Raw genomic sequence first — 13,449 nt, 5'->3', positions numbered from 1 at the left:
GTGATGGGGGCGCTGCGCACCATAACAATACGTTGACGCGACTCGGCATCCGTCGAGCGCAGCACTTTCGGGGAAGTAACGATGAAGATGCGACGACTTTTAGGCGCGGGTGCCGCACTGGTACTTGCGATTGGCTCCACTATGGCCAATGCCGAGAGCAAAACCCTGAGCATCGGTTATGTCGATGGCTGGTCGGACAGCGTCGCGACGACCCATGTGGCCGCCGAAGTGATCAAGCAGAAGCTCGGTTATGACGTGAAACTGCAAGCGGTGGCCACCGGGATCATGTGGCAAGGTGTGGCCACTGGCAAACTGGACGCCATGCTGTCTGCCTGGCTGCCGGTGACTCACGGCGAATACTGGGCCAAGAACAAGGACCAAGTCGTCGATTACGGCCCGAACTTCAAAGACGCGAAAATCGGCTTGATCGTGCCTGAGTACGTCAAGGCCAAGTCCCTTGCCGATCTGAAAACCGATGACAGTTTCAAAGGTCGTATCGTCGGCATCGACGCCGGTTCGGGTGTAATGCTGAAAACCGAGCAGGCGATCAAGGACTACGACCTGACCGGCTATCAACTCAAGGCCAGTTCCGGCGCCGGCATGATTGCCGAGCTAACCCGTGCCGAGAAGAAAAACGAATCCATTGCTGTCACCGGTTGGGTGCCGCACTGGATGTTCGCGAAGTGGAAACTGCGCTTCCTGGACGATCCGAAAGGCGTTTATGGTGCCGCTGAAACCGTGAACAGCATCGGCAGCAAAGAACTGGCAACGAAGGCGCCGGAAGTGGCCAAGTTCCTGAAGAACTTCCAGTGGGCGTCGAAAGACGAAATTGGTGAAGTCATGCTGGCAATCCAGGATGGCGCCAAGCCTGAAGCCGCGGCGAAGGATTGGGTAGCCAAGCACCCGGATCGCGTTGCAGATTGGACTAAGTAAAACCAAAGAACGCGCCTAATCTGCGCTTTCCAGGGCCGCTTGGCATTCATGCCGGGCGGCCTTTTTTGTATCGCTGTGGGAGTGGGCTTGCTCGCGAAGGCGATGTGACAGTCAACGATGATGTTGAATGTGATGTCCTCTTCGCGAGCAAGCCCGCTCCCACATTTATTTATTGCGTGTTGAAAATTGGCGAAATCGTCATGTCGTTCTAATACTAAGGTCGTCTGGAACCTGTCCTTGAGCCGAATAGAGTGGATACGTTCCAACTTAATCTGTGCTGCGAGGATAAAAACAATGAACGACAGCATTTACCTCTCGATTCAAAACAGCCCGCGCTTCAAGGAGCTGGTTAGTAAGAGGGAACGGTTCGCCTGGATTCTTTCGGCGATCATGCTTGGGCTTTACTCCGGATTCATCCTTTTGATTGCTTACGGGCCGCATATTCTGGGGGCGAAAATCAGCCCAGAGTCGTCGATTACCTGGGGGATACCGATTGGTGTCGGGCTGATTGTTTCGGCCTTTGTCCTGACTGCAATCTACGTACGACGCGCCAATGGCGAATTCGACGACCTGAACAATGCGATTCTCAAGGAGGCTCAGCAATGATCCGGCGTCTAATGGCTCTATTGAGCATCGCAGCGTTTGCACCTGGTGCCTGGGCGGCTGAAGCCCTGACGGGCGAAGTGCATAAACAACCGCTCAACGTTTCCGCGATCCTGATGTTCGTGGCGTTCGTCGGTTTGACCCTGTGCATCACCTACTGGGCCTCCAAGCGCAACAAATCGGCGGCCGACTACTATGCGGCTGGCGGCAAGATCACCGGTCTGCAGAACGGTCTGGCGATTGCCGGTGACTACATGTCGGCGGCGTCCTTCCTGGGTATTTCCGCCCTGGTGTACAGCTCCGGCTACGATGGCCTGATCTACTCGATCGGCTTCCTGGTGGGCTGGCCGATCATTCTGTTCCTGATCGCCGAGCGCCTGCGTAACCTGGGTAAATACACTTTTGCGGACGTGGCGTCCTACCGTCTCGGGCAAACCCAGATCCGCACACTGTCCGCTTGCGGTTCGCTGGTGGTGGTGGCGTTCTACCTGATCGCGCAAATGGTCGGTGCCGGCAAGCTGATCCAGCTGCTGTTCGGTCTCGATTACTACGTAGCGGTGATCCTGGTCGGTATCCTGATGTGCCTGTACGTACTGTTCGGCGGCATGCTGGCAACCACATGGGTGCAGATCATCAAGGCGGTGCTGTTGCTGTCCGGTGCCTCGTTCATGGCATTGATGGTGATGAAATACGTCCACTTTGATTTCAACACACTGTTCTCCGAGGCGATCAAGGTTCACCCTAAAGGTGAGGCGATCATGAGCCCGGGCGGTCTGGTGAAAGATCCAGTCTCGGCGTTCTCGCTCGGCTTGGCCCTGATGTTCGGCACTGCAGGCCTGCCGCACATCCTGATGCGCTTCTTCACCGTGAGTGACGCAAAAGAAGCTCGCAAGAGCGTGTTGTACGCAACCGGCTTTATTGGCTACTTCTACATCCTGACCTTTATCATCGGCTTCGGCGCGATCGTACTGGTCAGCACCAACCCGGCCTTTAAAGATGCGGCTGGCGCGCTGTTGGGCGGCAACAACATGGCGGCGGTGCACCTGGCCAACGCGGTAGGTGGCAGTATCTTCCTGGGTTTCATCTCGGCAGTAGCGTTCGCGACCATTCTGGCTGTCGTTGCCGGTCTGACCCTGGCCGGTGCTACCGCGGTGTCTCACGACCTTTATGCCAGTGTGATCAAGAAGGGCAAGGCCAACGACAAGGACGAAATCCGCGTTTCCAAAATCACCACCATCTTCCTTGGGGTGCTGGCGATCGGTCTGGGTATTCTGTTCGAAAGCCAGAACATCGCGTTCATGGTGGGCTTGGCGTTCTCCATCGCGGCGAGCTGTAACTTCCCGGTGCTGTTGCTTTCCATGTACTGGAAGAAGCTGACTACCCGTGGAGCGATGATTGGGGGCTGGCTGGGGCTGATCAGTGCTGTTGGCTTGATGGTGCTTGGGCCGACAATCTGGGTGCAGATCATGCATCACGAGAAGGCTATCTTCCCGTATGAGTACCCGGCGCTGTTCTCGATGGCCATTGCCTTTGCCGGGATCTGGTTCTTCTCGATTACTGACAAGTCGACCGCGGCTGACAATGAGCGGGCGCTGTTCTTCCCGCAATTTGTTCGCTCGCAGACTGGGTTGGGGGCGAGTGGGGCGGTTTCTCACTAAGGGTTTGGGTTTGTTTGGGTAAGTGGTGTTAAACGGAAATGCCCCGGTCGAGAGATTGGGGCATTTTTGTTTGGGCGGTTATCGGGCCCTGTGGGAGCTGGCTTGCCTGCGATAGCTGATTCGGGGCGGGGCGGGGTTTTTGATGGTGTACATATCCATTGCTGCGGTAACGGCGACTTAGGGTTTCGCCCTTACGGCGACTCACTTTTTTTTCAAACGCCAAAAAAAGTAAGCAAAAAAGGCTCGCCCCGAGCGTCCGGCCCCTCGCTTAGGCTCGGCGTTCCTTCGTTCCGGTATCCATCTGGGGGCATTGCCCTCCGGTCTGCTTCGCTACGACCTACATGCAATGTGTTCGACTGCGTCGAACGGCGCTGCGCGCCAATCCCCAGATGAACACCTCCACTCAGCCTCCCGAAGGGGCGGGCAGATCAAGATCAAGATCAAGATCAAAAGCCAAAGCCAAAGCCAAAGCCAAAGCCAAAGCCACGGCAACGGCAAGATCAACAGCTTCGCGGGCAAGCCTCGCTCCTACAGGTGGGGCGCGTAATTAAAGGTCAGGCCGGCCGGCAGGCCGCCTCGCTTTGGATGTTGACGCACCGCACCCTCGAGAGGCCGAGTGGAGGTTCTGCGCAGTGGGCAACCCGGCAAGGATGCCGGGTTAGCCGCCCCCGGCCATGGATGGCCGATGGCGGCGGGCCCACGGAGCAGGACCGGAGCGAGGGCATGCCGAGCCTAGGCGAGGCACCGAACGAAAGGGGCAGAAGCGTTTGGTTACTTTGCGCTTTTCAAAGTGACCCGCTGTAAGAGCGGAACCAATAGCCGCCGCTACCAAAAAAACGGATATACACCCAATCAAAGTCCAATCGCCACAAACAAAAACGGCCTCTATATATAGAGGCCGTTCTCGGTACAACTTAAGACGTTATCGCAAGACAGGTCTTATTTACGGTCTTCCAGCTTGGTAATGTCACGCGACTCGTAGCCGGTGTACAACTGGCGCGGGCGGCCGATCTTGTACGGGCTGGAGAGCATTTCTTTCCAGTGGGAGATCCAGCCGACAGTCCGCGCCAGAGCGAAGATCACGGTAAACATGCTGGTTGGAATGCCGATCGCCTTGAGGATGATCCCCGAGTAGAAGTCGACGTTCGGGTACAGCGAGCGTTCGATGAAGTACGGGTCGGTCAGAGCGATCTCTTCCAGGCGCATGGCCAGTTCGAGTTGCGGATCGTTCTTGATGCCCAGCTCTTTCAGCACTTCGTCACAGGTCTGCTTCATAACTGTGGCGCGTGGGTCGCGGTTTTTGTAAACCCGGTGACCGAAGCCCATCAGTTTGAACGGATCATTCTTGTCCTTGGCCTTGGCGATGAACTTGTCAATGTTCGAAACATCGCCAATTTCATCGAGCATGGTCAGAACAGCTTCGTTCGCGCCGCCGTGGGCAGGGCCCCACAGTGCAGCGATACCGGCGGCAATACAGGCGAACGGGTTAGCACCCGAAGAGCCGGCCAGGCGTACGGTGGAAGTCGATGCGTTCTGCTCGTGGTCGGCATGGAGGATGAAGATCCGGTCCATGGCCTTGGCGAGCACCGGGCTGATCGGTTTGATCTCGCACGGGGTGTTGAACATCATGTGCAGGAAGTTTTCCGCGTACGACAGGTCGTTGCGCGGGTACATCATGGGTTGGCCCATGGAGTACTTGTAAACCATCGCTGCCAGCGTCGGCATCTTGGCAACCAGACGGATCGCGGAGATTTCGCGATGCTGCGGGTTATTGATGTCCAGGGAGTCGTGGTAGAAGGCCGAGAGGGCGCCGACTACACCGCACATGACGGCCATCGGGTGGGCGTCGCGACGGAAGCCGTTGAAGAACGTCTTGAGCTGCTCGTGAACCATGGTGTGGTTCTTGACGGTGCTGACGAACTGGGCCTTCTGTTCTGCGGTCGGCAATTCGCCGTTGAGCAGCAGATAGCAGGTTTCCAGGTAGTCCGACTTTTCAGCCAGCTGTTCGATCGGGTAGCCGCGGTGCAGCAGGATGCCGTTGTCGCCGTCGATATAGGTGATCTTCGACTCGCAGGAGGCGGTCGACATGAAACCAGGGTCAAAGGTGAAACGGCCCGTGGCCGTCAGGCCCCGAACATCGATAACATCGGGACCAACGGTGCCGGTTAAAATGGGCAGCTCGACGGGGGCTGCGCCCTCGATGATCAACTGCGCTTTTTTGTCAGCCATGTGGCCTCCTATTTATGCTTGAAATCATCAGACAGACCCCCCACGCAGGGCCCGCACCACTATAGTGAGATAAATTTGAATGTCAATTTGCCTAAAGTCTTGCCCCAGAAGGCTTTAACCGGACTTTTTCCTCGAATTTGACTGCCATTTACGCCTTTTATCCAACTTGTGCAATGCGCTATTTGGGGTAGGTGAACGCGTTGTCATTAGTAGCCTAACTGTCTATACTCGGCCTCCGACCGCCAGGGGCTTTTGGGCCTGCTTTATTGGGGGTCGCACTCCCTGGGTGGTGGGTACCTGACCAGTGCACTCCCCAACAACTTTGCCCTGATTGTTAGGGGCTCTTCAGTGTGAAAAAAAGCCGTGAATAGCCAACGACCTGTAAACCTAGACCTAAGGACCATCAAACTCCCAGTCACTGCTTACACGTCCATTCTTCACCGAATCTCCGGTGTCATCCTCTTTGTCAGCCTGGCCATCATGCTTTATGCATTGGACAAGTCGCTGAGCTCAGAAGAAGGCTTCGGTCAGGTGAAAGCGTGTCTGACCAGTCCGCTAGCCAAGCTAGTGATTTGGGGCATCCTGTCCGCCTTGCTGTATCACTTGGTTGCCGGTGTGCGCCACTTGATCATGGACATGGGCATCGGCGAGTCGCTTGAAGGCGGCAAACTGGGCTCGAAAATCGTTATCGCCGTTTCCGTGGTGGTAATCGTTCTGGCAGGAGTTTGGATATGGTAACTAACGTCACGAACCTGTCGCGTTCGGGCCTCTATGACTGGATGGCACAACGTGTGTCTGCGGTCGTTCTCGCGGCTTACTTCATTTTCCTGATCGGATACGTCGTCGCCCATCCTGGCCTCGGCTACGCCCAATGGCATGAACTGTTCGCAAGCAACTGGATGCGTATTTTCAGTCTCCTGGCCCTCGTTGCCCTCGGCGCTCACGCCTGGGTCGGCATGTGGACCATCGCGACCGACTACCTGACGCCAATGGCGTTCGGCAAGTCCGCGACTGCAATACGTTTCCTCTTCCAGGCGGTATGCGGCGTCGCGATGTTCGCGTACTTCGTCTGGGGTGTGCAGATTCTTTGGGGTATCTGATTCATGTCTACTACAGTTAATACGCTTTCGTTCGACGCCATCATCATTGGCGGCGGCGGTGCTGGCATGCGCGCTGCTCTGCAGCTGGCACAAGGTGGTCACAAGACTGCCGTGATCACCAAGGTGTTCCCGACTCGTTCGCACACTGTATCCGCCCAGGGTGGCATTACCTGCGCCATCGCCTCGGCAGATCCGAACGATGACTGGCGCTGGCACATGTACGATACCGTCAAGGGTTCCGACTACATCGGTGACCAGGACGCTATCGAATACATGTGTTCCGTAGGCCCGGAAGCGGTCTTCGAACTCGAACACATGGGCTTGCCGTTCTCCCGTACCGAACAAGGCCGCATCTATCAGCGTCCGTTCGGCGGTCAGTCGAAAGACTTCGGTAAAGGTGGCCAGGCTGCACGTACGTGTGCCGCTGCCGACCGTACCGGTCACGCGCTGCTGCACACCCTGTACCAGGCCAACCTCAAGGCCGGCACCGTATTCCTGAACGAATACTACGGCGTCGACCTGGTGAAGAACGAAGATGGTGCCTTTGTCGGCATGATCGTGATCTGCATCGAAACCGGCGAAACCTCCTACGTCCGCGCTAACGCCACCGTATTGGCGACTGGCGGTGCAGGCCGTATCTACTCGTCCACCACCAACGCCCTGATCAACACCGGTGACGGCGTCGGCATGGCTCTGCGTGCTGGCGTGCCGGTACAAGACATCGAAATGTGGCAGTTCCACCCGACCGGCATCGCCGGCGCCGGTGTACTGGTTACTGAAGGCTGCCGCGGTGAAGGCGGTTACCTGATCAACAAGCACGGCGAGCGTTTCATGGAGCGTTATGCTCCGAACGCCAAAGACCTGGCGGGTCGTGACGTTGTTGCTCGTTCGATGGTTAAAGAAATCATCGCCGGCAACGGTTGCGGTCCGGATGGCGACCACGTAATGCTGAAACTCGATCACCTCGGTGAAGAAGTTCTGCACAGCCGTCTGCCAGGCATCATGGAACTGTCCAAGACCTTCGCTCACGTCGATCCAGCCGTGGCGCCGATTCCGGTCGTTCCAACCTGCCACTATATGATGGGCGGCGTTGCCACCAACATTCATGGTCAGGCAATCACCCAGGACGCCGACGGCGTAGACCAGATCATTCCTGGTCTGTTCGCAGTAGGCGAAGTGGCTTGCGTATCGGTTCACGGTGCCAACCGCCTGGGCGGTAACTCGCTGCTCGACCTCGTGGTATTCGGTCGCGCCGCCGGCCTGTTCCTGGAGCAGACCCTGAAAGAAGGCGTTGATTACGCTCGTCCTCGCCAGTCCGACATCGACGCAGCCCTGGCTCGTCTCGATGGCCTGAACTCGCGTACCGAAGGCGAAGACGTCGCCACCCTGCGTAAAGAACTGCAAAGCTGCATGCAGAACTACTTCGGTGTATTCCGTACCGGCGAATACATGCAGAAGGGTATTGCTCAGCTGGCTGATCTGCGTGGCCGTATCGCCAACGTCAAGATCAACGATAAGAGCCAGGCGTTCAACACCGCTCGTATCGAAGCGCTGGAACTGCAGAACCTGCTGGAAGTGGCCGAAGCCACCGCCATCGCTGCAGAGATCCGCAAAGAGTCCCGCGGTGCTCACGCCCGTGAAGACTACGAAGACCGCGACGACGAAAACTGGCTGTGCCACACCCTGTACTTCCCGGGTGACAAACGCGTAACCAAGCGCGCCGTGAACTTCTCGCCGAAGACTGTTCCGACTTTTGAACCTAAGATTCGGACTTATTAAGGGTGGCCGCCATGTTGCAAGTCAGTGTTTATCGCTACAACCCTGATCAGGACGCTGCGCCGTTCATGCAGGAATTCCAGGTCGACACCGGTGGTAAAGACCTGATGGTGCTGGACGTGCTGGCCCTGATCAAAGAGCAGGACGAAGGTTTCTCCTATCGTCGCTCTTGCCGTGAAGGTGTTTGCGGTTCCGACGGCATGAACATCAACGGCAAAAACGGTCTGGCGTGCGTTACGCCGCTGTCTTCTGTCGTAAAAGGTAACAAGCTGATCGTTCGTCCGCTGCCAGGTTTGCCGGTTATCCGTGACCTGGTCGTCGATATGAGCATCTTCTACAAGCAATACGAGAAGGTTAAGCCATACCTGCAGAACGACACGCCGGCTCCGGCCATCGAACGTCTGCAGACCCCGGAAGAGCGTGAAAAGCTTGACGGTCTGTACGAGTGCATCCTGTGCGCTTGCTGCTCGACTTCTTGCCCGTCCTTCTGGTGGAACCCGGACAAGTTCCTGGGTCCAGCTGCCCTGCTGCAAGCGTACCGCTTCCTGGCAGACAGCCGCGACACCAAGACTGCCGAGCGTCTGGCTTCGCTGGATGACCCGTTCAGCGTATTCCGCTGCCGCGGGATCATGAACTGCGTCAACGTCTGTCCGAAAGGCCTGAACCCGACTAAGGCCATCGGTCACATACGTAACATGCTGCTCCAAAGCGGCGTGTGATTCAGCTGCTGTACCCGTAACACCGCAGTACCTGTAGATGCTACGGCGCAGGCTTCAACCGGCGCCGTAGTTTTAACCTGAGCAGCAGCCCATAAAGCTGCGGCTCTTATTTTGAAGAAATGAGACAAGCAGGGGCATCCGGGCTGGTACCCGGACTATCAGCGTGATCCTAGTGGCTTGTTTTGGTCGCTGCATTCGGACTTCTGCAAGCGTGCTCGGTGTCGACGCCGGTGGTGTTCCCCTAACCGAGGGTGACCAAGCATGCAAGAAAGCGTGATGCAGCGCATGTGGAACAGCGCCTACCTATCCGGTAGTAACGCTGCCTATGTGGAAGAGCTCTACGAGCTCTACCTGCACGACCCTAACGCTGTGCCAGAAGAGTGGCGCACCTACTTCCAGAAGTTGCCTGCTGACGGCAACACTGCCACCGATGTTTCGCACTCCACAATTCGCGATCATTTCGTCTTGCTGGCAAAGAACCAGCGCCGCGCCCAACCGGTTTCCGCCGGAAGCGTGAGCAGTGAGCACGAAAAGAAGCAAGTTGAAGTGCTGCGGTTGATCCAGGCCTACCGTATGCGTGGCCACCAGGCAGCCCAGCTTGACCCGCTGGGGCTGTGGCAGCGTCCTGCACCTGCAGACCTGTCGATCAATCATTACGGCTTGACCAATGCCGATCTTGATACGACCTTCCGTGCCGGCGACCTGTTCATCGGCAAAGAGGAAGCGAGCCTACGCGAAATTCACGAAGCGTTGCAGCAGACATATTGCCGCACCATCGGCGCTGAATTTACGCATATCACCGATTCCGAGCAGCGCCAGTGGTTCCAGCAGCGTCTGGAAAGCGTGCGCGGCCGTCCGACGTACTCCGCCGACATCAAGAGCCACCTGCTCGAGCGCGTCACCGCCGGCGAAGGCCTGGAAAAATACCTGGGGACCAAATACCCGGGTACCAAGCGTTTCGGCCTGGAAGGCGGCGAGAGCCTGATTCCGATGCTCGACGAGCTGATCCAGCGTTCCGGTTCCTACGGCACCAAGGAAATCGTCATCGGCATGGCCCACCGTGGTCGTCTCAACGTGCTGGTCAACACCTTCGGCAAGAACCCGCGCGAGCTGTTCGACGAGTTCGAAGGCAAGAAGAAGGTCGAGCTGGGTTCCGGTGACGTTAAATATCACCAGGGCTTCTCGTCCAACGTGATGACCGCCGGCGGTGAAGTTCACCTGGCCATGGCGTTCAACCCGTCCCACCTGGAAATCGTTTCTCCAGTGGTCGAAGGTTCGGTTCGCGCCCGTCAGGATCGTCGTAACGACGCTACCGGTGAGAAGGTCCTGCCGATCTCCATCCACGGTGACGCGGCATTCGCCGGTCAGGGCGTGGTGATGGAAACCTTCCAGATGTCGCAGACCCGCGGTTTCAAAACCGGCGGCACCGTGCACATCGTGATCAACAACCAGGTCGGTTTCACCATCAGCAACCCGCTGGACGCCCGCTCCACCGAGTACGCGACCGACGTTGCGAAAATGATCCAGGCGCCGATCCTCCATGTGAATGGCGATGATCCGGAAGCTGTATTGTTCGTGACCCAGCTGGCCATTGACTACCGCATGCAGTTCAAGCGCGATGTGGTCATCGACATGTTCTGCTACCGTCGTCGCGGCCACAACGAGGCTGACGAACCAAGCGGCACGCAGCCTTTGATGTATCAGCAGATCGCCAAGCAGCGCACGACCCGTGAGCTGTATGCCGATCGTCTGACGCAAAGTGGTGTGCTGGACGCAGAGCGTGTTCAGGCGAAGATCGATGAATACCGCAACGCGCTGGACAACGGTCTGCACGTAGTGAAAAGCCTGGTCAAAGAGCCGAACAAAGAATTGTTCGTGGACTGGCGTCCGTACCTGGGCCACGCCTGGACTGCGCGTCACGACACCCGCTTCGACCTGAAAACCTTGCAGGAACTGTCTGCCAAGCTGCTGGAAATTCCGGAAGGCTTCGTGGTTCAGCGCCAGGTTGCCAAGATCTACGAAGATCGCCAGAAAATGCAAGCCGGCGGCCTGCCGATCAACTGGGGTTACGCCGAAACCATGGCGTACGCGACCCTGGCGTTCGAAGGTCACCCGATTCGCATGACTGGCCAGGACATCGGCCGCGGTACGTTCTCTCACCGTCATGCTGTCTTGCACAACCAGAAAGACGCTAGCAGCTACATCCCGCTGCAGCATCTGTATGACGGTCAGCCACGTTTCGACCTGTACGACTCGTTCCTGTCCGAAGAAGCGGTGCTGGCTTTTGAGTACGGTTACTCGACCACCACGCCAAATGCGCTGGTTATCTGGGAAGCCCAGTTCGGCGACTTCGCCAACGGTGCCCAGGTGGTTATTGACCAGTTCATCACCAGTGGCGAGCACAAGTGGGGCCGTCTGTGCGGTCTGACCATGTTGCTGCCGCACGGTTATGAAGGTCAGGGGCCAGAGCACTCCTCGGCTCGTCTCGAGCGTTACCTGCAGCTGTGCGCCGAGCACAACATTCAGGTGTGCTTGCCGACAACGCCGGCTCAGATCTACCACTTGCTGCGCCGTCAGGTGATTCGCCCGCTGCGCAAACCATTGGTAGTCCTGACGCCGAAGTCGCTGCTGCGCCACAAGCTGGCCATCTCGACGCTGGAAGATCTGGCCGAAGGTTCGTTCCAGACCGTTATCCCGGAAATCGATGCTCAAGACCCGAAAAAGGTCGAGCGCATTGTTCTGTGTAGCGGCAAGGTCTACTACGACCTGCTGGAAAAACGCCGTGCCGAAGGCCGTGACGATATCGCCGTCGTGCGTCTTGAGCAGCTGTACCCATTCCCTGAGGACGACTTGAATGAAGTCCTGGCTCCGTACACCAACCTCAAACATATCGTTTGGTGTCAGGAAGAGCCGATGAACCAGGGTGCCTGGTACTGCAGCCAGCACCACATGCGCCGCATCGTTGGCAATCACAACAAGTCGCTCGTACTCGAATACGCCGGCCGTGATGCTTCCGCTGCACCTGCTTGTGGTTATGCATCGATGCACGCTGAGCAGCAGGAAAAACTGCTGCAAGACGCCTTTACTGTTTAACGCCTTCGCGCACCTGAAACCGAATTTAAGGACCCACAGATAATGGCTATCGAAATCAAAGCCCCCACCTTCCCGGAATCGGTTGCCGATGGCACCGTTGCCACCTGGCACAAAAAACCGGGCGACGCCGTCAAGCGTGATGACCTGATCGTCGACATCGAAACCGACAAGGTTGTGCTGGAAGTGTTGGCGACTGCCGACGGCGTACTGGGCGCTATCGTCAAGAACGAAGGCGACACCGTTCTGTCCGACGAAGTCCTGGGCTCCATCGAAGCGGGCGGTGCTGCTGCCGCTCCAGCCGCTGCCGCTGCTCCGGCTGCTGCACAGGCCGCTGCTCCGGCTGCCGAAGGCGAAGACGATCCTGTCGCTGCACCGGCTGCTCGCAAGCTGGCTGAAGAGAACGGCATCAACATCGCTTCCGTTGCCGGCACTGGCAAAGGCGGTCGTGTGACCAAGGAAGACGTGGTAGCTGCTGTTGCTGCCAAGAAAGCCGCTCCGGCTGCCGCACCTGCCAAGGCTGCTGCTCCTGCCGCTGCTGCGCCGGTGTTCGCTGCTGGCGATCGCATCGAGAAGCGCGTACCGATGACCCGCGTGCGGGCCACCGTTGCCAAGCGTCTGGTTGAAGCGCAATCGAACATGGCCATGCTGACCACTTTCAACGAAGTCGACATGACCGAAGTCATGGCCCTGCGTTCGAAGTACAAGGACCTGTTCGAGAAGTCCCACAATGGCGTGCGCCTGGGCTTCATGTCGTTCTTCGTCAAGGCTGCCACCGAAGCGCTGAAACGCTTCCCGGCTGTCAACGCGTCGATCGACGGTGCGGACATCGTTTACCACGGCTACGCTGACGTCGGTGTGGCTGTTTCCAGCGACCGCGGTCTGGTTGTACCGGTTCTGCGTAACGCCGAACTGATGAGCCTGGCTGAAATCGAAGGCGGCATCGCCACCTTCGGCAAGAAGGCGCGTGACGGCAAACTGTCGATGGACGAAATGACCGGTGGTACTTTCACCATCACCAACGGTGGTACTTTCGGATCGATGATGTCGACCCCGATCGTCAACCCGCCGCAAGCGGCAATCCTGGGCATGCACAACATTCTGCAGCGTCCTATGGCGATCAACGGTCAGGTTGTTATCCGTCCGATGATGTACCTGGCTCTGTCCTACGATCACCGTTTGATCGATGGCAAAGAAGCTGTGACCTTCCTGGTTACCATCAAGAACCTGCTGGAAGACCCGGCTCGTTTGCTGCTGGATATCTGATAGAAGCAGCTGTGAGTTGCAAGTTTCAAGCGGCAAGCCTTTCGGGCTTTCGCTTGGGCTTGCCGCTCGCGGCTT

The 13,449-nt window shown here is 57.6% G+C and carries 10 protein-coding genes; 9 read left to right on the top strand and 1 reads right to left on the bottom strand.

Annotation, left to right across the window (positions count from 1 at the left end; translation table 11 throughout):
- Nucleotides 1-81 precede the first annotated feature (81 nt).
- From JFU37_RS22010 to JFU37_RS22000, 3 genes are all read left to right on the top strand, one after another.
- Nucleotides 82-933: a glycine betaine ABC transporter substrate-binding protein gene (locus JFU37_RS22010; RefSeq protein ID WP_201118705.1), complete on the top strand. Its 852-nt coding sequence runs from the start codon at nucleotides 82-84 to the stop codon at nucleotides 931-933.
- Between the two features lie 294 nt (nucleotides 934-1,227).
- Complete coding sequence (locus tag JFU37_RS22005; RefSeq protein ID WP_201118703.1) at nucleotides 1,228-1,539, top strand: DUF485 domain-containing protein; 312 nt, start codon at nucleotides 1,228-1,230, stop codon at nucleotides 1,537-1,539.
- Nucleotides 1,536-3,194 (top strand): cation acetate symporter, encoded by a 1,659-nt coding sequence (locus JFU37_RS22000; protein ID WP_201118701.1) that lies wholly within the window; start codon nucleotides 1,536-1,538, stop codon nucleotides 3,192-3,194. The genes JFU37_RS22005 and JFU37_RS22000 overlap by 4 nt, the downstream gene beginning before the upstream one ends.
- 939 nt (nucleotides 3,195-4,133) lie before the next feature.
- Here the strand turns inward: JFU37_RS22000 and gltA are convergent.
- Nucleotides 4,134-5,423, bottom strand: a complete 1,290-nt coding sequence (gene gltA, locus JFU37_RS21995; RefSeq protein ID WP_201118699.1) for a citrate synthase — start codon at nucleotides 5,421-5,423, stop codon at nucleotides 4,134-4,136.
- A gap of 363 nt (nucleotides 5,424-5,786) precedes the next feature.
- Between gltA and sdhC the strand changes: the two genes are divergently transcribed.
- From sdhC to odhB, 6 genes are all read left to right on the top strand, one after another.
- Nucleotides 5,787-6,161: a succinate dehydrogenase, cytochrome b556 subunit gene (gene sdhC, locus JFU37_RS21990; RefSeq protein WP_027922413.1), complete on the top strand. Its 375-nt coding sequence runs from the start codon at nucleotides 5,787-5,789 to the stop codon at nucleotides 6,159-6,161.
- A complete protein-coding gene (gene sdhD / locus JFU37_RS21985) occupies nucleotides 6,155-6,523 on the top strand; it encodes a succinate dehydrogenase, hydrophobic membrane anchor protein (RefSeq protein ID WP_059402221.1) in 369 nt (122 codons plus the stop codon). The genes sdhC and sdhD overlap by 7 nt, the downstream gene beginning before the upstream one ends.
- 3 nt (nucleotides 6,524-6,526) lie before the next feature.
- Complete coding sequence (gene sdhA, locus JFU37_RS21980; RefSeq protein WP_201118697.1) at nucleotides 6,527-8,302, top strand: succinate dehydrogenase flavoprotein subunit; 1,776 nt, start codon at nucleotides 6,527-6,529, stop codon at nucleotides 8,300-8,302.
- 11 nt (nucleotides 8,303-8,313) lie between these two features.
- On the top strand, nucleotides 8,314-9,018 hold the full coding sequence (locus JFU37_RS21975) for a succinate dehydrogenase iron-sulfur subunit (protein WP_201118695.1): 705 nt from the start codon (nucleotides 8,314-8,316) through the stop codon (nucleotides 9,016-9,018).
- Between the two features lie 261 nt (nucleotides 9,019-9,279).
- Nucleotides 9,280-12,111 (top strand): 2-oxoglutarate dehydrogenase E1 component, encoded by a 2,832-nt coding sequence (locus JFU37_RS21970; protein ID WP_201118693.1) that lies wholly within the window; start codon nucleotides 9,280-9,282, stop codon nucleotides 12,109-12,111.
- Between the two features lie 42 nt (nucleotides 12,112-12,153).
- On the top strand, nucleotides 12,154-13,374 hold the full coding sequence (odhB, locus tag JFU37_RS21965; protein WP_010456848.1) for a 2-oxoglutarate dehydrogenase complex dihydrolipoyllysine-residue succinyltransferase: 1,221 nt from the start codon (nucleotides 12,154-12,156) through the stop codon (nucleotides 13,372-13,374).
- The last annotated feature ends 75 nt before the right edge of the window (nucleotides 13,375-13,449 follow it).

Origin of the sequence: Pseudomonas sp. TH41 (assembly GCF_016650695.1) — a bacterium.
In the GTDB taxonomy this organism is placed as follows: domain Bacteria; phylum Pseudomonadota; class Gammaproteobacteria; order Pseudomonadales; family Pseudomonadaceae; genus Aquipseudomonas.
This window is presented reverse-complemented; position numbering and strand designations above follow the sequence as displayed.